Origin of the sequence: Paenibacillus massiliensis subsp. panacisoli DSM 21345 (assembly GCF_000426545.1) — a bacterium.
Classification (GTDB): domain Bacteria; phylum Bacillota; class Bacilli; order Paenibacillales; family Paenibacillaceae; genus Paenibacillus; species Paenibacillus panacisoli.
Genome location: NZ_AUFO01000016.1, coordinates 22563 through 47080, shown reverse-complemented (window position 1 = coordinate 47080; position 24518 = coordinate 22563). Strand labels below are relative to the sequence as shown.

Below are 24518 nucleotides of genomic sequence, written 5' to 3'. Positions count from 1 at the left end.
ATTAGCGAGGCTGCGAAAAAGGTAGGTGCCGATCATGTTGAAGAAAATAAGCATTTCTAAATGCATATCGTATTTATTCCTGATTACATTATGTGTCATCTGGGCGTTTCCGGTTATATTTGGCATTACAACTTCATTCCGTTCCCAAAGTGAAGTCGTTTCTTCCGGATTTCGTCTTCTGCCCGAAAGTTGGACGGGAGAGAATTATATTCATATTCTTACGAATACATCAACCGCTCCCATTTTACGTTGGTTATTCAACTCTATTTTTATCGCTACTCTTCATACCTTACTGGTCGTGATCGTCATCTCTATTACGGGTTACGGCTATTCTCGAATGAAGTTTAAAGGTAGAGACGCTTTATTTTTCACCTTGCTAGGTATCTCTCTCTTCCCCGGTGTTGTGAACTTAATCCCTTCATACAAAATCATTGACATGCTCGGTTGGGTAAATACCTCTTGGGCCATGATCGTGCCGGGACTAGCAGGTATGGGTAACATCTTCTTGGTTAGACAATTTATGAATGGAATTCCGAAGGAATTGGATGAGTCTGCACATGTGGACGGTGCAACTCATTTTGCAATCTACACTTCTGTTATTTTGCCACTAGTAAAACCTATTCTGATCGTGTGTGCATTGTTCTCCTTCACAGGATCTTGGAATGATTTCTTATGGCCTGTCATCGTATACACGGATGTGGAGAAAATGCCTGTTACAGCAGGGTTGCTGCTGCTGCAAGATATTTATGGGAACTATCGGATGATTGGACAGCTCATGGGCTCTGCTATGCTAGCTATCATCCCTACCCTATTGCTATTTTTATTTGCACAGAAATACTTTATACAGTCCATTAATTTGAACTCTGGCATTAAAGGATAATGAACAATCAAATTTATATAATAGGAGCTGTTAACATGCTTGAAGTCAATCTTAGAAATCCTCTAATCGAACAAAGAGCAGATCCCTTCATTTATAAACATACGGACGGTTATTACTATTTCACAGGTTCTGTTCCTGAATATGACAGAATCGAATTGCGTCGTTCTCAGACGCTTGAAGGTCTCATTGATGCGGAGAAAGTAACCATCTGGGTGAAGCACAGCGCGGGCTTGATGAGTGCAAATATATGGGCACCAGAGATTCATTTTATAGATGGTAAATGGTATGTGTATTTCGCCGCTGCACGTACTTCAGAGATAAAGGATGGATTATTCGACCATCGTATGTTCGTACTCGAAAATGCATCAACGAATCCATTGGAAGGCAATTGGATTGAGAAAGCTCAAATCAAAACGAAATGGGATTCTTTCTCCCTGGATGCGACCACCTTTGAGCATCAGGGCAGACGATATTATGTATGGGCCCAAAAAGACCCGGACATCCCAGGGAACTCGAATCTATATATCTCTGAGATGGAGAACCCGTGGACTTTAAAAGGAGAACAAGTATGCTTATCCATTCCTGAGTACGATTGGGAGGTTCGTGGTTTTCTAGTTAATGAGGGAGCAGCCGTACTAAAACGTAATGGCAGAATATTCATGACCTACTCTGCGAGTGCCACCGATGAAAATTATTGCATGGGCTTATTAACAGCAGATGAACATAGTGATCTACTAGATCCGGCTTCATGGATGAAATCACCTGTGCCGATATTTACGACTTCCTTCGAAAATAAACAGTTTGGTCCTGGGCACAATAGCTTCACCGTAACCGAGGATGGTAGGCACGACTTGCTCGTGTTTCATGCTAGAAATTATACTGAAATCGAAGGTGATCCATTGTATGATCCTAACCGTCATACACGAGTACAGCTAATCCATTGGAATGAGGACGGCACACCACAGTTTGGTATTCCACGTGCAGATACCATTAATGCGTAAATAAACAATCCTCTCCTGGTAGAGCATCATGTCTATCGCATGATGCATGCTCTAACCAGGAGAGGATTCTGCTTGTCTAGTCATCTATGTATGTATGGAGCCGATCATATGCTGATCTATGATCAGGATGTAATTTTCCCAAGAAGATACAGCAATACATTCTGATTGTGAACGGAGATTCTGCTTAACACCGATGACATAAATTCATCACGTACGCTAATCCCTCGTTGGGCCTCCTCACGACCTTGAGGCGTGATTAGAATCCATACAATTCTCCGATCCTGCTGATCCCGCTCTCGGTTAACTAACCCGTTCTTCTCCATTCGATCAAGCAACATCGTTACCGCCGCGGGGGTTGTCTCCAAGTAAGGAATGAGCTCTGATGGCTTCATTCTGTCATGCTCCATTAGCAGCTCTAACACCGTAAGCTGGGCTTCTGTCAATGAAGGAGCCAATTGTTCTTCCATATGTGCCTTGTAATCCTTCGTCAGTCTTGACCACAGTCTGGCGAACTCCGATGCTTGCACACATTCACCTCCCGAACCAAATTTGGCTTGTTCTTTCACCGTACATGGCTAAAGAATGAATTAGAGCTTACACTATCATATAGACTCTACTCTATTTCTAAAGCCCATCCATTGCTCCTATAACACAAATTCGCCGTAAGCGGCCATATTCCTGCTTATCAACCATTTCATGGACCATTAATCCGATATGTCATGACATTAATTCCATAAAAAGGTTTCTTCCTGCCGTAATGAAGTGAATTATACGCCTAAGGAATAGATTCCTGACTGTACAGTAAAGAGCCAACCTATTCGTACAGGTTGGCTCTGTTCTAGACACATACATACTACCGCTTTATTCAACTGCCTCTGAATCTACCTCAGGCCAGAATACTACATCTACAACCGGGTCTTTCTTGTCAATTGACACAAGCTGCTTGCCGGTATCCTTGCGATCTGTTAACGGAGTTTTTTCCGAAAGGAATGTAGTAACAACTCCATCTCCAGTGATCACCTGTACCTGAATAGCTTCCTTGCAGTGAACCGCAGTTATTAATCGTGTACCGTTCGATCGTACTCGCTTGCCTTCCTTGAATTCGAAGGTAGCAATTCCTTTGCCACCTCTACCCTGTGAAGGATAGTCCAGCAGCAGTGAGCGTTTGCCGTAACCCAGATCGGTTAGGACAAGGATCTCACCTTCATCCTCATGAACCCAAAGCGAGGCTACAACCTCGTCTCCATCGGCCAGCTGAATCCCCTTCACGCCAGCGGATACACGGCCCATCGGGTTAACCTCGGCTTCCTTAAAGCGAATACTCATACCACCCCGTGTAATGAGCATAATATCCTTCGAGCCGTCGCTCATCGTAACAGACAGTACCTCATCATCGCCCGACACCTTACAAGCAGCAACAGCACCAGAACGCTTCGTGGCGTATTCCTTCAGCTCGGTACGCTTCACTTGACCCTTGCGGGTAGTGAATACCAGACTCTTGTCGGCCTCATCCAATGACTTCACTGCAATGACACTAACAATTCGGTCTTCCTTGGTGAGCGGAATGACGTTCACTATTGGCGTACCAGGCTCCTTCCACTTGTACTCCGGAACCTGATGGACTGGCAGCAGGAAGTATTGCCCCTTCTGGGTAAATATCAGCAAGGAATCCAGTGTGTTCACATCCAGGAGCTGATGAATGTAGTCACCATCACGCACACCTGATCCACTACGATCTGCTCCCGAGCGAGTGAAGGACAGCTGACTCGTACGTTTCACATATCCATGTCTGGATAGTGACACTAATACATCCTCAGCACTAACCATGACTTCCAGATTCACCTTGATCTCCTCAACCTGGCTCTGGATATCCGAACGACGATCTATGCCGTACTTCTCCCGAATCTCCAGCAGCTCTTTGCGAATCAGGCTGACCAGCTTGCGGTCACTCTCCAGAATACCTCTCAACTGAGCTACCTTCTTCTGGATATCGCTCAATTCCTTTTCCAGTGAGGTGATTTCCAGATTGGTAAGACGGTACAGCTGCAGGGTAAGAATGGAATCTGCCTGCCGTTCACTGAAGCCGAACATCCATTGCAGGTTATTCTGTGCATCCTGTCGATTCTTGGAGGCTTTAATCGCCTCAATGACCTCATCCAGTATATTGAGCGCCTTCACCAGACCTTCCAGCACATGCGCACGATCCTCGGCCTTCTCAAGATCAAACTGAGTCCGATGCGTGACCACTTCGCGCTGATGCTGAATATAGGCCTCCAGAATAGGCTTGATCCCGAGCTGGTGTGGAGCCTTGTTCACGATCGCAACCATATTGAAGTTATAGGCTACCTGCAGATCGGTCTTCTTCAGCAGATAAGCGAGAATTCCATCGGCATCGGCATCCTTCTTGAGCTCGACGACAATACGCAGACCATTACGTCCACTCTCATCACGCACCTCGGCAATACCCTCGACCTTTTTCTCCAGGCGGATATTTTCCATAGCTGTAACAAGTCGTGATTTCACAACCTGGTAAGGGATTTCGGTAATCACAATCTGTTGTTTCCCCCCACGGAGGGATTCGATCTCCGTCTTGGAGCGAATATAGATTCTGCCTTTACCAGTACGATAAGCGTCACGAATGCCCTCTTCTCCCATGATGAGTCCACCTGTCGGGAAATCCGGTCCCTTGATGAACATCATGATGTCTTCCAGTTCGATGGAAGGCTTCTCCATAACAGCTATGCAGGCATCAATCACCTCGCGCAAATTATGGGTTGGGATCTCCGTAGCGAAGCCAGAGGAAATACCGCTGACACCGTTCACCAACAGGTTCGGATATCTGGAAGGGAGAACGACGGGTTCTTTGGCAGTATTGTCAAAGTTATCCTTGAACAGCACCGTACGCTTCTCAATATCACGCAACATCTCCAATGCGATGGGAGATAATCTGGCTTCTGTATACCGCATCGCTGCAGCCGGATCATCATCCTGAGAACCCCAGTTACCGTGTCCATCCACCAGCACATGCCCCATCTTCCAAGGCTGTGCCATCCGCACCATACCCTCATAGATGGAGGAATCCCCGTGTGGATGATAGTTACCCATCACATCGCCGACCGTCTTGGCCGATTTGCGATATGGCTTATCGGGTGTATTGCCTGAATCGTACATAGCGTACAGGATTCGGCGCTGCACAGGCTTCAAGCCATCGCGCACATCGGGAATAGCCCGATCTTGAATAATGTATTTGGAGTATCTGCCAAATCGGTCTCCAACGACTTCTTCCAGAAAAGCCGGTAAAAATTGTTCGGATAAGCTCATCTAAAACAGCACCTCTTCTGCATGTCTCTTGGCAAACACATGCCCTTCTACAAAACTACTACAGCCCTTGAACTATATGAAATGATAAGCGAGACTAGCTGTACATCTTACTCCTCGAAGGCGGTAAAATCTACATTTTCCACAATCCAGCGCTTGCGCGGGTCTACCTTGTCGCCCATTAGTGTAGATACACGGCGTTCAGCCTTAGCGGCGTCTTCAATCTGTACCTGTAGCAGTACCCGTGTCTCGGGATTCATTGTTGTCTCCCATAGCTGATCCGGATTCATCTCACCCAGACCTTTATAGCGCTGCAGTTCGAAATTACGCCCGAATTCCTTGAGGTAATTCTGCAGTTGCTCATCGCTCCAGGCGTAACGTACCGTCTCCAGCTTGCCGGATTTGCGTGTAATCTTGTACAGCGGCGGCTGAGCTATGTACACCTTGCCTGCATCAATCAGCGGCTTCATATAGCGATAAAAGAAGGTAAGCAGCAACACCTGAATGTGAGCACCATCCGTATCCGCGTCCGTCATAATAATGATCTTGGAATAATTGCTGTCTTCTACCGCAAATTCCGGTCCAATCCCTGCTCCGATAGCAGCCGTAATGGCCCGATACTCTTCATTTTTCATGATATCTGCAAGCTTCGCCTTCTCTGGATTCATCGGCTTGCCCTTTAGCGGCAGGATGGCCTGAATCTTGGAATCACGACCCTGCTTGGCTGAGCCGCCTGCCGAATCTCCTTCGACGATGAACAGCTCGTTGCGCGAGAAATCCTTCGATTGTGCCGGGGACAGCTTACCGTTCAGATTCGAGCTCTCACTGCGCTTCTTGCCAGAACGCATCTCATCTCTAGCCTTGCGTGCTGCCTCACGGGCCTTGGAGGCCTGGATGGATTTGCGAATCAGCGTCTGGGCAACCTGTGGATTCTCTTCGAGGAACCGCTGCATGCTCTCTGCTACAATCGCATCTACAGCACTTCGTGCTGAAGCACTACCGAGCTGATCCTTGGTCTGCCCGACGAACTCTACCTCAGACATCTTGACGCTAATGACAGACATCATGCCCTCGCGGAGATCATTTCCCTCCAGATTCTTCTCTTTCTCCTTCAGCATCCCCGTACGACGGGCATAATCATTCATAACACGGGTATAAGCCGTTTTGAATCCGGTCTCATGTGTTCCTCCACCCCGTGTAGGAATTGAATTGACGAAGGAAGCCAGCGTCTCGGTGTAGCCTGTATTATATTGAACAGCTACCTCGACCTCAATATCGTCCTTTTCAGCCGAAAAATGAATGACATCATGCAGTACGTCCTTACCTTCATTCAGATAAGCAACAAATTGACTAGCGCCACCTTCATAATAGAACTCGTCAGTTCTGCCACTGCGCTCATCCTTGATGAACACTCGAAGCCCGGAGTTCAGGAATGCGATCTCTTGCAGTCGCTCCGCCAGTGTATCGTAATTCAGATTAATTCCGCTCTGGAAGACCCGAATATCCGGCTTGAAGGTAACCTTCGTTCCAGATTTCGACGTATTTCCCAGAACTTCAAGTCCTGTCGTTGGCTCGCCCACATGCTCGGTGCCCTGCTCATCCACCCAATATTCGAATCTTTGACGGTGAGCCTTGCCTTCCCGGTAGATTTCTACCTCAAGCCATTCGGATAATGCGTTCGTTACAGAAGCACCGACACCATGCAGACCGCCGGATTTCTTATAGCCGGAGCCGCCGAACTTGCCCCCTGCATGCAGAATCGTAAAGACTACCTGAGGTGTGGGAATTCCCATCTTGTGCATTCCCGTCGGAATCCCTCGCCCATTATCCGTGATGGTAACTGAGCCGTCCTTGTGCAATGTAATTTCTATACGGGAGCAAAATTTGGCGAGATGCTCATCCACCGCATTATCAACGATTTCCCATACCAAATGATGCAGTCCCGAAGAACTGGTGCTCCCGATGTACATGCCCGGCCGTTTCCGTACCGCCACAAGCCCTTCGAGAACTTGAATGTCGTCCGCGCCATAATCCGAGCTGCGTTTGTCTTGCCCGGATTCTCTGGCGAACAAGTCGAGTTGGTCGACCATTCATGCTCCCCCTTTGTCTAATCATGACCGTGTTTTGCTTAAAAATGCAAACAGATGTTTTCTTTTACTTTGTCCATTTTAATTCAATATATCCCGTTTCGTAAAGACGGTGAATGATACGACCAAGCCGATAATTCCCCAGACCCCAAGCACCGCAAGGGAAAATAGCAATGTCATTCCTTCGATTGGAGGGGGGTCACCAGCCAGATAATCCGTCAAGCCGAGGTTCACCATGAACAGATACTTTGCACTTTGCCACGCCGAAGCCATATTCGTCAAGATGGTTCCCGAAATTAATGCTGCCATCATCACCACAATACTTGCTGCCGTGCTTCGCACCAATACGGACACCATGAAGGCCAGAATCGCTACGACCATGCTTACGAACCAGATCAATCCACTTTGCAGCAGCATGTATTGCCACTGTGGAATAGCCTGCACCTGCGACACATCTACAGTAGCACCACTAATCTGGAATCCTGTAAAGACCGGCATACCGAACCCGCCATACCCGAAGAACAACCCTGAAATGACGTAGCTCATAATAAAGACCGACAACACGATCAAGGAGACAAACATCATTAGCGTAATCAGTTTACTCAGCAACACCTTCCATCGTCGCACGGGACGGGTTAGCAGCATTTTGATCGTGCCAGTCGTACGTTCCCCGGATACAAGGTCTGAAGCAATGGCCATAATTAACAGCGGTATAAACAGGTTGACGGAGTTATCCATGAACTCACGCGTAAAGGTCACACCATTGGGCTCACTCGGGTTCACGTCATGCTCCAGATAGTATTGCATTTGCTGAATGAAGATGCTGCGATATTTCTTCCATTCCTCAGGAACTCTGTCACTGCCCAGCGAATTCTGATTATCGGTAATAGCCTGTCTGACCTCAAGTCGCCAGTCGCCACCGAATTTCTCCCGATTATTCTGAGCCACCTTCATTTGCGCATAGGTGAACATGGGCACTAATACGAGCAATATGAGCAGTATAACGTAAAACCGCTTTTTCTTGATAATCTTGATCGTCTCGTTCTGTACGAGCGGAAGAATGCTACTCAATGACTTCACCCTCTGTCATCTTCAGGAACAACTGCTCCAGAGTCGGATTGATTTTCGTAACGCCTAGCACGGATACACCTTCGGCTACAAGCGTCGTGACAAGTCCAGGAATCATCTGCTCATCCATCTCGGCAAAGATGGCAGTGGGTCCCATACCGGCTATGATGCTATCATCCAGTACTTCATCTGGCCGATCCAGCACGCTGACACCCGCAGTTGATTGCAGGATGGCTAACCCTGCTTCTCTTGGGGCAAGCTGCCAGCCCGCCAGCCCTGAGTTCTGCGCTACCAGCTCCTTGACGCCTCCAACTGCAAGCACTCTGCCCCGGCTGATAATAGCTACACGATCACAGAGAAGCTGAATCTCACTCAGCAAATGACTGGATACGAATACGGCCATACCTTGTTCGGCCAGCTGACGGATGAAGATCCGCATTTCCTTAATGCCCTTGGGATCGAGACCATTCGTCGGCTCATCAAGGATAAGCAGTCTGGGCTTGCCTAGCAGAGCTTGAGCGATACCAAGTCGCTGCCGCATACCAAGCGAATAAGTACTCACCTTATCATGGATTCTCCGATCCAGCTGTACCAGCTCTACAACCTCCTGAATTCGCTCCGCTCTAATGCCTGGCTGCATACGTGCAAAATGCTCAAGATTTTCCCAGCCCGTAAGGTAGCTGTACATTTCCGGATTTTCGACGATGGAGCCAACATACTGCAGTGCTCGTTCGGGATCACGGTTCACAGGATACCCGCAGACACTGATCGTGCCGCGCGTCGGCTTGATCAGATCGACCAGCATCCGAATCGTCGTCGTCTTCCCCGCCCCATTCGGACCCAGAAAGCCGAAAATTTCACCTGCTCGTACGTCGAAGGTTACATCATGAATAATCCATTTAGAGCCTATCTTCTTTTTCACGCCCTGAACAGACAGAATTACTTCATCAGAAGCCCGAGATTGTCTGTCCCTCACATCTCCCGCATCACCATTTAACATCTCTGCCTCTTTAGAAATTATCTGGTTCATGGCTGTGCCTCCTCCTTCTTCGACAGCGGTGCAGGACCATATCCTTGTGCAACTCGCTCTGCTATCGCTTGATATCCATCTCCATTCGGATGAAAATGATCAGAGGACAGATAAGACTGCAGATTTTGCTGAAACAAGTCGAAGCTAGGAATCAGAACCATGTTCTGATGCTTGCTCATTAACGCTAATATAGATTGATTCCACTCCGCTACAACTGCATTTCCTGGCACCTGATATTCCTTCAAATCCCCGAAGGGATTATATAGCCCAAGGTACACAACCTTGGCATTTGGATTTATGGTATGCAGCTTCTCCAGCACTTGCGCAACTCGCTCTTGGGCAGCAGGAAGTACCGCTCTTAACTGTTCGGCTGTCGGTGGTACACCTGTGCCTTCCGTAGCCTGTACACCTGCAAACAGATCATTACCGCCTATCGAGAGCATGATCAGATTCGCTTCCTTCAGCACATATGACGTTCCTGGCTCATCGAGCTTGGTCAACAATCCCTCTGTCGTAAGTCCATTAATCCCAAGATTGTTAATCAGACGGGCGCTACGGCCCTCCTGCTCGTTCAGAATCTGGACCGTTCTTCTGACAAAGCCATTACCTGTATCGTCACCCGTACCCTTGGCGAGCGAATCACCAATAGCTGCTACTCGAATCTCGGAGGCTTCATCTGCTCCGGCTGCCGGGGTCGCTGACGGTGCTGTCTGCTGATCTGGGGCAGGAGCTGCACCTCCTGAGGATGGATTTACGATCGTATTTATTGCAGAGATGAAGCCAAATAACAGCAGTAGCGTAGCCGCTGCCGACACAGAACCTACTGTGCGCCAAATCCAAGTTGTCGAATTCACTTCCATTCCCTCCCGAAAGCTAATGTAATTAAGATATAGGTTCCAGGCATATTTTGCAAATACTACACCCTGCGACGGCAGGATTCGTCCCTCGCAAGCTTGTATTACGTAAATTGAATTGTGATTCATGTATGATGGATTTTGAATAATTTAGGGGATAATAGCTAAAGAGTATGGACAGAAAAAAGCGGCCCCCTGTCAGGGAACCGCTCCTTCAAATGAATTCTTATTTTCCAATGAACTCCTGTACCCAATAGCCGTTGTAATACCCTACACCGATCATCGTGAAGTTCTTGTTCAAGATATTCGCCTTGTGTCCAGGACTATTCATCCAGCCCTTCATGACTTCTTCAGGCGTTTTTTGACCCATGGCAATATTCTCGCCTGCGTAGGAATAAGTGACCCCAAATTGCTTCATCATATCAAATGGCGAACCATAGGTTGGTGAAGTATGAGAGAAGTAGTTGTTCACACTCATGTCCTTAGCCTTCTCAACAGCAACCTTGGTCAGGTTGGTATGCACTGTCAGCGGACCGAGTCCTGCCTTGCTCCGTTCTACATTAACCAATTCCACTACTTTGGCTGCAAACTGGGACTTGTCCTGTGTGTTCCCGCTGGAGCTGTTATTTCCACTCGTGTTGCTGCTCGTTCCCGTCGATGGGGACGCTGCAGGCTTGGTTGGCGCAGGCTGTGGATTCGTAGCCTGTGGAGACGTTGTGGTCGTCGTAGCAGGCTTGGTTGGCTTGCTGACCACCTCAGTCTGCGTGCTAGGCCATTGAACCTCACCCTTCTGTACGACTACTTTATATCCATTATTTTGGAGCCAATTTTGCAAATATGAAGACAGGTCCTCCGGTGAAGATCCTGCTGCTGCCGAAGCAGGGGCTACCAATGCGGCCGACAGAGCCACCGTCATTGAACTAGCCATTAACATCTTTTTCCATGTGCGTTGCATTCCGTCAACTCCTCTTGTGAATAAATTGATTACAAAATGATTACAAACTTGTCATGTTTACTGTGTCAGTATAGCACGAATGATGGCGGATAGGGTAACTTAAATACTGGAAATCAAATGGCAAAAAAAGAACAGCTCTAGGCTGTTCTAACAGATCAGAAGCTAAATAAGCTTCTTGCTAATTCGGTATCCATGTTTTTCAAATCCGATGTGCTCATAAAAATCCAGAGCATCCGCATTACGTTCCCGGTTCGCTCCGGTTACGAGAAGACTGCTACCGCCTTGCTCACGCCCCCATTGCTCTGCAGATGCTACCAGGCGCTTGCCGATTCCTTCACCACGGTTCTCCTTGCAGACAATCAATAGCGTAATCTGTGCTGCAGGCTCTGGATAAGCATGACTTTGAACAATCTGTGCACCGACAGCACCTACTACCTTGCCGTCCAGTTCAGCAATCATCATCATGGCATGAGCGTCTCCCTCAATGGCTTCCATTCGTTCGCGCATCACACCGCAGGTCATCGGATAACAAATCTCCCGCATTAATCCGGTGATACATTCACTGTCATCAAGCTTACTGGACCGTATCGTAAGCTCGGGAGCCAAAACGTTGTTAGACATGGTATACCTCCACTTTCAGCTTATTTACAGCTTGCTTAGCTGTTTGACGAGCCGTCTCCACTTCTTCCGCCGTACTCAAAGCAACCGCCATACGACGGCCAACCTTGGTCTCTGGCTTGCCAAATACCCGCACCTGAGTGCCTGGTATGGCGAGTGCTTCCTCCAAGCCACCAATCGTAAAGTTAGTAGTTGAGCTCTCAGCCTTCAACGTAGCTGACGCCCCTGGTGCGATCAGCTTCACATCGTGAACAGGCAGGCCAAGTATTGCGCGTGCATGGAGAGCGAATTCAGATAACTCCTGACTGACCATCGTGACCATTCCTGTGTCATGAGGTCTTGGTGACACTTCACTGAAGACCACACCATTCGGTGTCAAGAAAAGCTCTACTCCAAAGATGCCATAACCGCCTAGCTCATCAGTAATAGCTCTGGCAATTTCCTGCGCTTCTTGCAGCTCTTCTGTCGACATGTAGTGAGGCTGCCAGGATTCCACATAATCCCCGTCTTTCTGAATATGGCCGATCGGCGGACAAAATACCGTTCCTGATACCGAACGTACAGTCAACAATGTAATCTCACTGTCAAAAGGAACAAAGGACTCTACGATGACTCTTGCAGTCTTACCCCGCGCGCCCTCAAGTGCTGCTTCCCAGCAAGCCGCTGCTTCCTCAGGCTGGCTGCATACCGATTGACCTTTGCCAGAAGAGCTCATGAGTGGCTTGATCACACACGGTGTACCAAGCTCATCAACAGCTGCCTGGAGCTCGTCCAGACTATCTGCAAAGCGGTAATCGGCTGTCGGCAAGTTCAGTTCCTCTGCTGCCAATCTCCGAATGCCCTCACGGTCCATCGTTAGACGAGCAGCTCTCGCTGTAGGAACGACATTGTAGCCTTCCTCTTCAAGCTCGATAAGTGCTTGTGTAGCAATCGCTTCAATCTCCGGGACGATCAGATCGGGCTGTTCAAGGCGAATCAGAGCCTTGAGTGCATCAGCATCCTGCATGTCGATACAATGTGAACGATGAGCTACATGCATCGCAGGAGCATTGGCATAGCGGTCAACCGCAATACATTCGACTCCAAAACGCTGTGCTTCAATGATGACCTCTTTACCGAGCTCACCACTGCCGAGCAGCAGCATCTTTTTGGCTCCGGATGAATATGGAGCACCCCACATCTGTTCCTTCCCCCTCTGACAATATAGCTCTAACATCTTATATTTTCAGGGTTCAGGCCCAAGATTGCAATAGTGCTCCGCTAATTTATTTACAAAAAACGCGATTTTTTTACGATTTTTTTTACACAAATCTGAACTGTGCTTCGACGAGCCCGCGATAAACACCTTGTTTTTTCATTAATTGGTCATGATTACCGGATTCGATGATCTCACCATGGTCCAGTACGATGATGTTATCGGCATGTCGAATGGTGGATAGTCGATGCGCTACCATGAAGGAGGTTCTGCCCTGAAGCAATACCTTCAGCGCATCCTGAATTTTCAACTCAGTCTCGGTATCGATACTGGCCGTTGCTTCATCCAGAATCAGAATTCTAGGATCAGCCAGTAGTGCCCTGGCGAAGGACAGAAGCTGCCGCTGCCCCATCGACAGTACATTGCCTCGCTCCTCTACCTCTGTATCATAGCCCCTCGGCAAATTGATAATGAAATCGTGCGCATGCACAGCCTTGGCCGCCTTCTCAATTTCCTCATCCGTTGCATCCAGCCGCCCGAAGCGAATGTTGTCACGTATCGTTCCCGAGAAAATAAAGGTATCCTGCAGCACGATACTGATCTGGCTACGAAGACTCTCTACCTTCACATCGCGAATGTCCAGTCCATCGATCGTAAGCTCACCAGAGGTGATGTCGTAAAAACGGCTCAATAGATTAATGATCGTACTCTTACCCGAGCCTGTATGTCCGACAAGGGCTATGGATTGCCCGGCCTTTGCCTCCAATTGAATCCCTTTTAGCGCCTGTCTGCCTGGCTCATATTCGAAGACCACATCCTTCAAGCGTACATCACCGCGAATGGTTGGCATCTCCTTGGCACCTGGCTTGTCGGTAATCGAGGGCTGTTCATCCATGAATTCGAATATTCGCTCGGAGGAAGCCATGGCCACCAGCAGCTGATTATACATTTGACCCAAGCGATTGATAGGCTCCCAGAAGTTACCCACATACGTCGCAAAGGCTACCAATAAGCCCACCGTGAGCTGATCTGTCTGGATGAGATAGGAACCGAACCAGAAGAGGATCAGCGTACCGAAGCCACCGGTGATATCGATCAGAGGGCCGAAGCCTTGGTTCATCGCGGATGCTTTGTCCCACGATCTCTTGCTGGAGTTGTTCATGCCGTCAAAGTAGCTCATGTTCTCCTGTTCCTGTGTGTAAGCCTGAGTAACGCGAATGCCCTGAATGGATTCATTGAGATGGGAGTTAATCCGCGAATTTTTCATCCGCACCTCCTGCCAGGCTCTGCGAATTCTAACCCTCAGCTTCGTCGAGATAATGAACATGATCGGTACAGTCAGAATGACGGCGAGACCCAGCTTCCAATTGATGAGCAACAGAATAACGATAATGCCCAGCAACTGCACGCAGTCGATCATTACATTAACGGCCCCATTAGTGAACAGGTCCTGTAAGGAGTTAATATCATTCGTCACCCGCACCAATACAGAGCCAGCAGGTCTTTTATCAAAGAAATTGAACGATAGCTTCTGAATATGCCGGAACAGATCGGAGCGCAGATCATAAATGACCCGCTGCCCGATAATGTTTGTGTATTTAATGCGATAAGTATTGGCTCCCCATTGAATGAGGATAAGTATGAACACTGCCGATGTAAGCAGGAATAGTAGACTGACGCTGGGCTGAAGAGGAGACGGTGGTGCGATTGCACGGTCAATGGCCAGGCTAGTAAGATAAGGCACCGATAGCTTTGTCACCGTTCCAAGAATCATCATGACGATAATCAGCGGCAGCATTTGCCTTGCATAAGGCTTCATGTATGCGAACAATCGCTTGAATTCTACCCAGTTGAAGGGTTTGTCAATTACGTTGTCGTCTTGATACACGAATCGCTCATTCTGTGGCCGCTGCTCTGGATTTTCGGACGGCTTGAAAGAGCCGCTGCGCGTGGAACGCTCTGTCTGAATACTCATGGATTCACCTTTTCCGATGCAGCTTGCATCTGTGCAATATGATCAGCATATTGAATGTGATACACATCCTGATAAGGTCCAGGCTGTTCTATAAGATCCTTGTGAGTGCCGCGTTGCACGACTCTCCCCTCCTCCAGCACCAGAATCTCATCAGCATGACGCAGGGAGGAGATCCGGTGGGCGATGATAAAGGTCGTACGGCCCTCCATCACCTCGCGGAAGCCGCTCTGAATTTCGTGTTCTGTCTCCATGTCCACTGCACTCGTGGCATCATCCAGCACGAGAATCTTGGGATTCTTAAGTAAAGCCCGTGCAATCGCAATCCGTTGCTTCTGCCCCCCTGACAGACCAAGGCCGCGTTCACCCACCACAGTATCATAGCCCTCGGGAAGCTCCGAGATAAAATCATGTGCCTTAGCGAGCTTCGAGACACGAATGATGTCCTCCATGGTGACATAGCTCATGCCATATGCAATATTATTACGAATGGAGGAGGAGAACAGGAAGGTCTCCTGAAAGACCGAGGAAATCTGGGAGCGCAGATCCTTGATCTTAAGCTCGCGAATATCTATGCCATCGAGCGAAATTCTCCCCTTGCTAACATCATAGGCTCTCATGAGCAATTGAATTACAGTAGACTTGCCCGAGCCGGTACCTCCGAGAAGGCCGATGACACTTCCTGGCGGTGCATCAATATTAATATCAACTACAGCAGGCATCTTATTGCCGTACGCAAAGGTAACCTCCTCGAACTTGACATGTCCGTGGACCTCCGTATCCGCCAACGAACGCGCAGCTGGCGAATCCTGGACATCAACAGGCTGATTCAACAGCTCTAGCACACGTTCACCCGATGCCTTGGATTGAGTGTAGTTGTTAATATGAAAGCCAATTCCCCACATAGGTCCGATAATGTACCAAATCAAGCTAAAGAAGGCAACCAGCTCGCCCAGAGTCAGGGTGTTCTGAATCACGAGATAGCCACCGGCACCCATAAGGATGACAATGCTGAAGGTAGCCAGCAGTTCCATTACGGGAAAATAACGACTCCATAGAGTAGCGGCTGCAATCTGATTGTTCTTGTAATACTCGTTGCGCAGTGAGAACTTCTCAACCTCATAGGATTCTCTGGCAAAAGATTTCACGGTCCGAACACCTGTGATATTCTCTTGTACTGCTGTTGTCAAGGAGCTCAGCGCCAGCCTCATGTCCTGGAAGGTGGGGTGAATTTTGGATTCAAAACGTAGAGCTACGAAGGTAAGAAGCGGCATACTGACTAACGTAATGAGTGTCAGCTGCCAATTGATGGACAGCATCATGATTGAGCCGAAAATGACCATCAGTAATACATTCAGGAGCTGTGCGAAGCCGAAGCCGATAAAGTTACGGATCGCCTCCAGATCACCCGTCAGACGTGACATCAGGTCGCCGGTCTTGGCTGTATCGTAGTAACGGAAAGATAAAAATTGAAGCTTTTCGTAGCAGGCATTACGTAGTCGATAAGCGAGGAAATTACCGAGTCGTCCACCGAAGAAGCCGTGCAGGAATTGCATACCTGCCTTGAGGACCACTACACCTAGTGCAGACAAGGCGAGAATGGGCACTGCATCAAACTCTCTTGGGACAATGACATCATCAATCAGCAACCGCAGCAGGGTAGGGTAGACTAACCCGAGCGCAGTCGCAATAGCAAGGCAAAGGATCGAAAGCAGCAAATAATGCCTTCGTTCTCGGAAGAAGCCCTGCAGTTGCCTGAGAACGTCCATGAGTTTTCCCTCCATCATGTTCTTTAATGAAATGAAGTACATCAGCCTTATGAAGTTTAACACCGCTTTCACAGAGCGGCAAAGAGGATTTCCCGGCAAATTCAGCCTTCACAGGCAATAGTTCCCCATTCCTGAAAATAAATCGCTTTCTTTTAATGGAATATGGGAGATAACTCGCACTTCCGCTCTTATTCATTCATAGACATAAAATACCCCTGCCAATGGCAGGGGTGCCTCCTAACTACCTATGCTGCATTATTACAATAATATGCAGATTTATCAGCACTATGCTGTTGAAGATTTTGAAATGTACCTCTTTCTCAATGGCCCATGTAGTGGCTAGTACCTGAGGAGAGCTAGCTAGATTACTTCCTCCAGCTGTCTCAGCTCTGCGGCCAGCTTCCGCCAATGCCCAGGCTCCTCTGCCCCCGACATAGATTGCTCCATGCCTTTAATGCTATCCGCCACCTGTCGCTCAAGGTGCATAGCCTGACGTTGTCTCTCCTTGCGGACAAGCTCTGTATAATGCTCATACAATCTGACCTTCAATCGGTTCGTCTCCGTAGCGATTGCATCACGAAGCAACGGCTCCAACGCCTGCTGAAGAGAACGACGTCCCTGGGATTCGAAGAAGTGCTTGGGATTCTTGAACAAAGACCAATAGCTCTTCCAGTCGCTGCCGATCTGCAACGCTACATCCTCCAGCTCTGGTACGGACCAAGCACCGGGCTCTGGAGGAATGCAATCCAGACCGTCCAGCTTCCCATTGATCTCCTCGCAGCAACGTGCTGCTTCATGATGAAGAAGCTGCTTGCCCGCCTTCTCAATACGCAGCGTAGTTGCAAGCAATTCCTGACTTAGTTCAATCTCCAGCATACGAAGCAGCTCTCGCCCACATGCCGCGAAGATCGCTCGTAGATCTCCTGCGCCCTCTCTGAGCACGGACGGATGAAACGCTCCCGATATGAACTCGGGAATACGGTAGCCCATTCGCTGCCGCACATGGTAAAGTAGTTCCTCTCCCTCTCCCTCCAGCTCTGTCACTGAGCGCTGGGAAGCCCATGCTGATGCAATTGCAGCCGTCTCAGCCTGTACTGTCTTCAGCATGAGCAGCTTCTGCTCTCGTGCCTCGATGCCTTCAGATGCGGCCTCAGCCCATTGCTCCATGCGCTGACGTAGCCGCCCGATATCCTGGGCAGCCGCACGAACCGACAGTCCTGCAAGCTCCTGCCCTGCAAATGATGCAAAGGCTTCCTCAAACGCCGCAAATCCAGACCGCTCATACTTCTCTGTATCAGCTTGCGACTTGCCCTGTAGTGCTAGCAAACTCGATACAGGATAGACTCGGGCCTGACGAATCCCTGTGCTACGGAGCTCTTGCGAGACGTGCTGTACAACTGCTGCCAGCTCTTCCTCCCCTGAGGATAAATCAGCAGCATTGACAACGAAGAAGGTCTGGTCCATAACAAGGGCATCCTTCACCCTGCCCAGTTGCATCAGGAACTGCCGATCGCCCTGGGTAAAGGCGTGGTTATAGTAGGTCACAAATACAAGCGCATCAGCGTGCTTCATGTAGTTAAAGGTCACACCCGTATGACGGGCATTCACGGAATCGGCTCCTGGTGTATCAACCAGGACAATTCCTTGCTGGGTCAGAGGACAGCTATAATACAGGTCAATACTGTCTACGAAGCATGACTTGCTCTCTTCAGCTACATACTGCCTGTATTCGTCCATATTAACCACTAGCTCCTGCCCCAGATAAGGACCTATATGGTCCCAGCCTGCAGCTGCAGCCTTAAGGAAGCTATAGTGAGGCCGTCCAGCAGGGTGAACACCAGCAGGGGTCAGGCGCTCTACCGCCAGCCTCCAATCTGACGTACCCGGATCTTCGAGACCTAACAAACGAAAAGAGTAAGCAAGGTCCTCATGAAAGGCCTCGGCCGACTTCATCCGAATAGCAGCCGTTCCATGGTGCTGGCCTGCTTGCGGATCTGGAGCCATAATCCGATTAATGGCTGCCGTCGTTGGATGTGGAGATACCGGCAAGACGGACTCACCAAGCAGAGCATTGGCGAATGAAGACTTGCCCGCACTGAATGCCCCAAACAGCGCGAGAGTAAATTTCCCTTGCGATAGAGTCGTTGCACGCTCCACTAGGGCCTGCACCAAGGAATCCAAGGCTGGGTATGGAGCAGCGATATTTGCGGCTGCTTGCAGCTGTCGGGCTGCTTGCTCCAAGCGCTGCAACCTCCCGCCATCGCCCGGACTAGCTACAGCTTCAGCGCTCTCATATGCAGCGCCACGCACGGATGCTGCTATGGATTCGGTCCCCCCATCACTTACGTGCTGCTGGGCCGTTATTGCTGTCAGCACCGCTTCATCCATCGGTCGAACCTGCGGCATATGAGCTGGTGGGCCTGCCACTTCCGGCAGGACAGCCAGCAATTTCGCCTTGTGAGCCTCTGCCTCCAACTGGTGCTGAGTGTATCGCAGTGCGCTCGCTGCCTTCTGCTCCGCTATTCCGATTTGTTCAGCAAGCTCCTCCTGTTCATGAGTCGTCTTTTGCTTCAGAGAATTGAATATTCGTTCAGCCAGCCCTAGAGACGCCTGTCGATAACGAGCAATGATCTCAGAACGCAGCTGCTGACAATAATGGATCACATATTCTCTGGATATAGCCGACTCCCTAACCTGCTCCTGCACAAGCTTGCTATCAATGACCGGTGCTGCAACAGCAAGCTCCTCCTCCAGCTCTGCATTCCATAGCCCATGGCTTTGTCCAAGTGAACGCACCAGTGACCGAACATGCGGAAGCAGCTGTCCTTCAGCCTGATCCCGCAGCATGCGTGTCAGCTGCTCCAGCCTCTCTTCCTTTACACGCTCCGTCTTCGCCTGCGCGAACAAAAAGCCGGCCTTGAAGCCAGGCCTTCTAGTATCCAGATATTCAGCAGCTACGTCCCTCAGCTCAGCCGGAGTTAAATGTGCCTGCTCCAATATCGTGTCAAGCGCTGATCTGAATTTGGACCGTTCCCGATCCGTAAGCGTTCTCAGAAATTCGTCACGCTCCTGCAGCTCAGCTAGCGCCTGCTGATTATGCTTGACCTGCTCCTCACCACCTGCCTGCTCCAGCAGAGCTTCTCGCTCCTCCCTCGTTCGCTCATCCTCGGCCTGCACATGTCTTTCTGCCAGTGCATGCATTGAGGTCAGCAAGCTATAGGAGACTAACGATTCCTTCTGAGCAATCAGGGCGCGAATAAGCTCAGGAATCTGGTCCCATTGGTTATAGGGCAGCTCTGGCTTCATCAATGAGCTGAACAGCAGATCAGTATAATGAACTTCCCAGGCCTGGAAGCTCTCTTCAACAGATGAACGATATTTCGCAAACGACAGTTCCTGCTCCCGATGCTTATCCACCTGATTGACGATGAGGTACAAAGGCTTGCCCCAATCCGACAGACTCTTGGCAAACGTAAGATTGTTCTCGGACTGAACATGATTATAATCCATTACATAGAACACGACATCTGCCAAATGCAGAGCCGAATCGGTTGCCAGAGCGTGACCACGATCGGTTGAATCAACTCCAGGCGTATCCAGCAATACGCCGCCACCCTCCAGTACGGCAATATCCTGCCATACTTCAATGGAGCGATAATCTCCACCATTCTTGCAATAATCAGCCAACTCTGACGCATTGACCTCAAGTGGCGTGTCTACGGACAGTGATGTGTCTACAGCTACAGCAGTTCCTGCTGCCCCACTTGACACGGCCATCGCTGCCTGAGCTCCATAGATCAGAGCGCGCGGCTGCCCCTGCCGGATCGCTACCACATTGGCACTGGTCGGAACTGGACCTGAAGGCAGCACCTGATGCCCACAGAGGGCATTAATCATGCTGGATTTACCCGCAGAAAAGTGACCGCAGAATGCAATGGTCAGCTCCCCGGCCTGTGCCTTTTTCAACAAATCTCCTACTGCTCCTGCGGCTGTTGCATCATTCGCTTGACGAAAAAAGTCCTGTAAGCGTTCCATGGCTCCGGACACTTCGTGGATCATTGGTTTCATTAGCCCGGTTCCACTCCTTGTCGAATTCATCTAACATATACTCGATTTGCAGCTTGCCATTTATTACTTTAAATTCATTCTATTGTAGCACAAAACAGCAAAAAAAAAGCAGGTCGGAAACAAGATTCCGTCCTGCTCATGTATCACTTATCCATAAGGATTGGTCTAATCCCTCTGAAGATCTGCTGCTGCATTCAGCATGTTGTGCTTCAAGCCACGTATTAGTTGACCGTCTCCAGCACTGGCAGCAGTATTTCAAATACTTGACCGTGCTGCAGGATTGTAATACCGCGTGACTTGTCCTTCATCACGACAACCTCAGGCTTTTGGGACATACGCTCCAGATAATGATCAGGTACATCACCTGAATGACTTACTGTAATGCCTTCGAGTTCGGTCTCTTCGTTCTCGGACAGACCACGATCCAGCACTTGCTCAAAAACGTCGGAAAAAGCTTCAAAATTGTCAGTATACACGGAAATGCACTTCATTGTTTGTCTCATCCTTTTCTAATCATAAAATTAAACGGTCTTGCGGGCAGATGCAGGCTTGGGAGAAACCTTGCTCTTCTCCTTATCCTTCCTGCTCTGGGAGGTTTTCATACGTTTCTTGCCTTCCCGGCATACGTCCAGCAATGGACAGACCGGGCACTGGGGATTCTGAGCTTTGCAATGGTACCGTCCAAAGAAAATTAGACGATGATGCGTCTGAGTCCACTCTTCGCGCGGCACACGCTTCATTAGCTTCTTCTCCACTTCCAGTACGCTGTCGTCCCAGCCAGCGAAGCCCAGCCTTTTGGAGACACGCTCGACATGGGTGTCCACCGCAATAGCCGGAACGCCAAAAGCATTGGATACCACCACGTTGGCCGTCTTTCGTCCAACACCCGGTAGCTGAACGAGCAATTCATGCGCTTGCGGCACCTCACCATTGTACTGCTCCAGTAGAATGCGGCAGAGATTCTGAATGTGCTTGGCTTTGTTGCGGTACAGACCAATCCTTCTGATATCCTGCTCCAGCTCCTCAAGAGGAACCGCTACATAATCTTCAGGTGCCTTGTATTTACGAAACAAATCCGCCGTCACTTTGTTAACAGTCTCATCCGTACACTGTGCGGACAGCAGAACCGCAATCGTCAGTTCAAAAGCGTTACTGTGATTCAGTTCACAATGAGCATCAGGAAACATAGTTGCGATCGTATCCAGAATATGACGTGCTGTGGCTGTATTCACGAATCCTACCTCCTACCAAAAAAAACGCCTTGATACGGCAGCAAGCCCGCATCAAGACGGTCATTCTAAATAATCCTCCAAATCAAGGAATGATTACTATTTAGGGCGCACCGCCAATTATTGGCCCGGATGCGCCCTAATAGTGTAACATTAAATGACAAGGATTGCACCTAAAAACTCAGTTTTTCACACAATTGCAGCATTTTCCTGCTACTCCTGTGTCATGGGATGTTCTAGCTCCACATGTCCCATCAGACTGTCCAGTGCCTTGCCATCAACGAGTAGATCCAGAGACTTCACTTCATCGAACTGGAACATCGTCTGCTTGAAGGCTTCGATCGCCAAGGCTTCACCGCCCGAACCGAGTCGAGCTTCATCCGGAAGCGCGATATCGAAGGTCAGCTTGCCTTGCTCGAACTTGATCTGGTGAACAACAATCTGATCCGACCACAACGTAAGCTGGTCCTCAGAATCGCTCTTTTGCAAGGTCTTGAAGGACTCCATATACTTCTCCAACTGACTTGGATAAGTAATCTCCTTATTCGTCTCGATTAGCTGCATTAGCTGCGTATCCGTATAGTACGCTCTAATCGTTTCGGTCACGACCTCCTGCTCCCCAGTACCTTGGTCACTGGCAGCCGGGGTCGTATTCGGAGCATTCACTACACCAGAATCGGTAGCTTGTCCCTCTGAATCATTACCCGCTTCTTGCTCTGTCTCCTGCTCAGTAGCTCCCGATACCTCCTCCGTGGGAGTCGCCGGTGCTACCGGAGGAGCTGCTTGTCGACCAGCACAGCCAGCACTTAAAGCTACTACTGCTGCAAAAATGCAAATTAGCCAGACTTTCATCTTCACTGTATCCGCCTCCTTCCTCACCGATGTGCACTCTGCTGATCTCTCATCTAACTGAGCGATGGCCTATGTGCGTTCATCCTAATTCAATCCAAGATACTCAGCAATGGCATCAGCGATGCTCTTGGCTACCCGATCCTGGAATGCCGTTGAGAAGAGCGCGGCCTCATCCTTCGTATTGCTTAGATATCCAGCCTCCAGCAGAACTGCAGGCATCGTCGTCTCCCGTATAACATGGAAATTACCATAGCGGATTCCCCGGTCAGGAAGTCCCGTTGCTGCCGCAAAATGCTTATGCATTACATTCGCGAATTCCTTGCTGTCACTCCGCTGATAGTAGGTCTCTGTTCCACTGGCCGTAGCAGAAGAAGCACTGTTCGCATGAATGGATACGAATGCTGCGGCATTCATGTTCTCAGCTATTTGTACCCGTTCCTTTAATGCCAGAAACGTATCATTACTACGGGTCAATACAACCTCAATGTCCTGATATTTACTGAGGGCCTGCTCGACCTTCAAAGCCATGGTCAGGTTGAAGTCCTTTTCCCGTTTCTTGTTCTTGCTCACGGCACCTGGGTCCTGGTCTCCGTGTCCTGCATCAATAACAACGACAGGCTTGCCATTCGGACCGATTGGCGTTGAAGAGCCTGTATTCGAGTTCGTATTGCCCAGATCCACGACAATCAGGTTGGAGCCTTCATTGTAAGCTCTATAACTCATCGACTCAGTCAGATCCATTACGACACGTATGGTAGACGGATTTTCGCTGAATAGTGCATACCGTATTTGAGATACCTTCTCATTGGACCATACATCCAATTGCCCGCTGAGCTGTTCATTCAGCGACTGCATGCTTCCAAAATTAGCTGCGAAAGCTGTGTTGGGCAGATCAATGACAATCCGGTCTGGTCCTGCCATCGTGAACGTGGACGGTTGTACCGTACCATTGGTTGTGGAAATAATCAGCTTGTTGTCACTGAAGCTGATTCCGTTCACCAGTGCAAGACCCTCATTCGTGTCTCCCGGCACGACCTCTGTTCCATCTGTCCCATTATTTCCTGCAGCCGGCGGGGTTACCTCACCGTTTCCAGAGCCGCTGTTCTGGGTAACTAAGTATACGGATTTACTATTTGCATCCCAGCTCACATCCACACCCATTTGCTCCGCAATAAAGCGCAGTGGAACCAAAGTAATGTCGGAGCGTATGAGTGGAGAAGCAATCAACGTCTTGCTTTGTCCATTAACGGTAGCAGTCTTCTTGCCAATGACCAGCTCAATATTCGTACCGTCCTTGGAGATCTTGACCGTTCGAGATTGCTGATTCCAATTCACATCATAATTCAGGTTCTCAGAGATCACACGAATGGGAACCATCGTACTGCCATTCACGACCTCTACTTTAGCGCCGCCTGGGACACTGATCCGCTCGCCGTCAAGGTAGATTGAAGCACCACCTGATGCTGCGTGCCCGTAGCCCGGAATCGCCCACATGAAGACAAATAGAAACAATAAAAAGCCAAATTTCTTCATCCTTCACCCCTACCATTCTTGAATTTTTGCCACATGCTCCGGCTAGTGTCCCGATAATGCATGCTTGCGCAATATCGGACAACCTTTTA

General features: G+C 49.2%; 18 protein-coding genes. 2 read left to right on the top strand and 16 right to left on the bottom strand.

Annotated elements, in window-relative coordinates:
- The first annotated feature begins 34 nt into the window (after positions 1-34).
- Together K331_RS0113600 and K331_RS0113595 are read left to right on the top strand one after the other, a co-directional pair.
- A complete protein-coding gene (locus K331_RS0113600; protein WP_028590734.1) occupies positions 35-880 on the top strand; it encodes a carbohydrate ABC transporter permease in 846 nt (281 codons plus the stop codon).
- A gap of 35 nt (positions 881-915) precedes the next feature.
- Positions 916-1881: a glycoside hydrolase family 43 protein gene (locus tag K331_RS0113595; RefSeq protein ID WP_028590733.1), complete on the top strand. Its 966-nt coding sequence runs from the start codon at positions 916-918 to the stop codon at positions 1879-1881.
- A gap of 122 nt (positions 1882-2003) precedes the next feature.
- On the opposite strand, the gene K331_RS0113590 is transcribed toward K331_RS0113595, so the two are convergent.
- From K331_RS0113590 to K331_RS0113515, 16 genes are all read right to left on the bottom strand, one after another.
- Positions 2004-2408, bottom strand: a complete 405-nt coding sequence (locus tag K331_RS0113590) for a MarR family winged helix-turn-helix transcriptional regulator (RefSeq protein WP_018886133.1) — start codon at positions 2406-2408, stop codon at positions 2004-2006.
- A 334-nt stretch (positions 2409-2742) separates the two neighbouring features.
- Positions 2743-5202, bottom strand: coding sequence for a DNA gyrase subunit A (gene gyrA / locus K331_RS0113585; RefSeq protein WP_028590732.1), 2460 nt, complete (start codon positions 5200-5202; stop codon positions 2743-2745).
- 107 nt (positions 5203-5309) lie between these two features.
- Positions 5310-7289: a DNA topoisomerase IV subunit B gene (parE, locus tag K331_RS0113580; RefSeq protein ID WP_028590731.1), complete on the bottom strand. Its 1980-nt coding sequence runs from the start codon at positions 7287-7289 to the stop codon at positions 5310-5312.
- Between the two features lie 78 nt (positions 7290-7367).
- Positions 7368-8357, bottom strand: a complete 990-nt coding sequence (locus K331_RS0113575; RefSeq protein WP_018886136.1) for an ABC transporter permease — start codon at positions 8355-8357, stop codon at positions 7368-7370.
- A complete protein-coding gene (locus tag K331_RS0113570; protein ID WP_051289840.1) occupies positions 8350-9354 on the bottom strand; it encodes an ABC transporter ATP-binding protein in 1005 nt (334 codons plus the stop codon). Before K331_RS0113570 ends, K331_RS0113575 begins: the two co-directional genes overlap by 8 nt.
- A gap of 26 nt (positions 9355-9380) precedes the next feature.
- Positions 9381-10238: a GDSL-type esterase/lipase family protein gene (locus tag K331_RS29530; protein ID WP_051289828.1), complete on the bottom strand. Its 858-nt coding sequence runs from the start codon at positions 10236-10238 to the stop codon at positions 9381-9383.
- A 226-nt stretch (positions 10239-10464) separates the two neighbouring features.
- On the bottom strand, positions 10465-11193 hold the full coding sequence (locus tag K331_RS0113560; protein WP_028590729.1) for a CAP domain-containing protein: 729 nt from the start codon (positions 11191-11193) through the stop codon (positions 10465-10467).
- 162 nt (positions 11194-11355) lie between these two features.
- Positions 11356-11814, bottom strand: coding sequence for a GNAT family N-acetyltransferase (locus K331_RS0113555; RefSeq protein WP_028590728.1), 459 nt, complete (start codon positions 11812-11814; stop codon positions 11356-11358).
- Positions 11807-12991, bottom strand: a complete 1185-nt coding sequence (gene purT, locus K331_RS0113550; RefSeq protein WP_028590727.1) for a formate-dependent phosphoribosylglycinamide formyltransferase — start codon at positions 12989-12991, stop codon at positions 11807-11809. The genes K331_RS0113555 and purT overlap by 8 nt, the downstream gene beginning before the upstream one ends.
- A 121-nt stretch (positions 12992-13112) precedes the next feature.
- Complete coding sequence (locus K331_RS0113545; protein WP_028590726.1) at positions 13113-14981, bottom strand: ABC transporter ATP-binding protein; 1869 nt, start codon at positions 14979-14981, stop codon at positions 13113-13115.
- On the bottom strand, positions 14978-16747 hold the full coding sequence (locus K331_RS0113540; protein WP_028590725.1) for an ABC transporter ATP-binding protein: 1770 nt from the start codon (positions 16745-16747) through the stop codon (positions 14978-14980). Before K331_RS0113540 ends, K331_RS0113545 begins: the two co-directional genes overlap by 4 nt.
- Before the next feature lie 360 nt (positions 16748-17107).
- On the bottom strand, positions 17108-20815 hold the full coding sequence (locus K331_RS0113535) for a dynamin family protein (protein WP_084165473.1): 3708 nt from the start codon (positions 20813-20815) through the stop codon (positions 17108-17110).
- 221 nt (positions 20816-21036) lie between these two features.
- Positions 21037-21306, bottom strand: a complete 270-nt coding sequence (locus K331_RS0113530; RefSeq protein ID WP_018886145.1) for a hypothetical protein — start codon at positions 21304-21306, stop codon at positions 21037-21039.
- Positions 21307-21336: 30 nt separating this feature from the next.
- Positions 21337-22047, bottom strand: coding sequence for an endonuclease III (nth, locus tag K331_RS0113525; protein ID WP_018886146.1), 711 nt, complete (start codon positions 22045-22047; stop codon positions 21337-21339).
- A gap of 210 nt (positions 22048-22257) precedes the next feature.
- Positions 22258-22896, bottom strand: coding sequence for a GerMN domain-containing protein (locus tag K331_RS0113520; RefSeq protein WP_051289839.1), 639 nt, complete (start codon positions 22894-22896; stop codon positions 22258-22260).
- Between the two features lie 84 nt (positions 22897-22980).
- On the bottom strand, positions 22981-24429 hold the full coding sequence (locus tag K331_RS0113515) for an N-acetylmuramoyl-L-alanine amidase family protein (RefSeq protein ID WP_028590722.1): 1449 nt from the start codon (positions 24427-24429) through the stop codon (positions 22981-22983).
- Positions 24430-24518: the final 89 nt, after the last annotated feature.

Excerpts from the sequence above, each read along its gene's own strand:
- K331_RS0113600 (WP_028590734.1), top strand. The coding sequence starts at position 35 with ATGTTGAAGAAAATAAGCATTTCTAAATGCATATCGTATTTATTCCTG.
- K331_RS0113595 (WP_028590733.1), top strand. The coding sequence starts at position 916 with ATGCTTGAAGTCAATCTTAGAAATCCTCTAATCGAACAAAGAGCAGAT.
- gyrA (WP_028590732.1), bottom strand. The coding sequence starts at position 5,202 with ATGAGCTTATCCGAACAATTTTTACCGGCTTTTCTGGAAGAAGTCGTT.
- parE (WP_028590731.1), bottom strand. The coding sequence starts at position 7,289 with ATGGTCGACCAACTCGACTTGTTCGCCAGAGAATCCGGGCAAGACAAA.
- K331_RS0113570 (WP_051289840.1), bottom strand. The coding sequence starts at position 9,354 with ATGTTAAATGGTGATGCGGGAGATGTGAGGGACAGACAATCTCGGGCT.
- K331_RS0113560 (WP_028590729.1), bottom strand. The coding sequence starts at position 11,193 with ATGCAACGCACATGGAAAAAGATGTTAATGGCTAGTTCAATGACGGTG.
- K331_RS0113555 (WP_028590728.1), bottom strand. The coding sequence starts at position 11,814 with ATGTCTAACAACGTTTTGGCTCCCGAGCTTACGATACGGTCCAGTAAG.
- purT (WP_028590727.1), bottom strand. The coding sequence starts at position 12,991 with ATGTGGGGTGCTCCATATTCATCCGGAGCCAAAAAGATGCTGCTGCTC.
- K331_RS0113545 (WP_028590726.1), bottom strand. The coding sequence starts at position 14,981 with ATGAGTATTCAGACAGAGCGTTCCACGCGCAGCGGCTCTTTCAAGCCG.
- K331_RS0113540 (WP_028590725.1), bottom strand. The coding sequence starts at position 16,747 with ATGGACGTTCTCAGGCAACTGCAGGGCTTCTTCCGAGAACGAAGGCAT.
- K331_RS0113535 (WP_084165473.1), bottom strand. The coding sequence starts at position 20,815 with ATGAAACCAATGATCCACGAAGTGTCCGGAGCCATGGAACGCTTACAG.
- K331_RS0113530 (WP_018886145.1), bottom strand. The coding sequence starts at position 21,306 with ATGAAGTGCATTTCCGTGTATACTGACAATTTTGAAGCTTTTTCCGAC.
- K331_RS0113520 (WP_051289839.1), bottom strand. The coding sequence starts at position 22,896 with ATGAAAGTCTGGCTAATTTGCATTTTTGCAGCAGTAGTAGCTTTAAGT.
- K331_RS0113515 (WP_028590722.1), bottom strand. The coding sequence starts at position 24,429 with ATGAAGAAATTTGGCTTTTTATTGTTTCTATTTGTCTTCATGTGGGCG.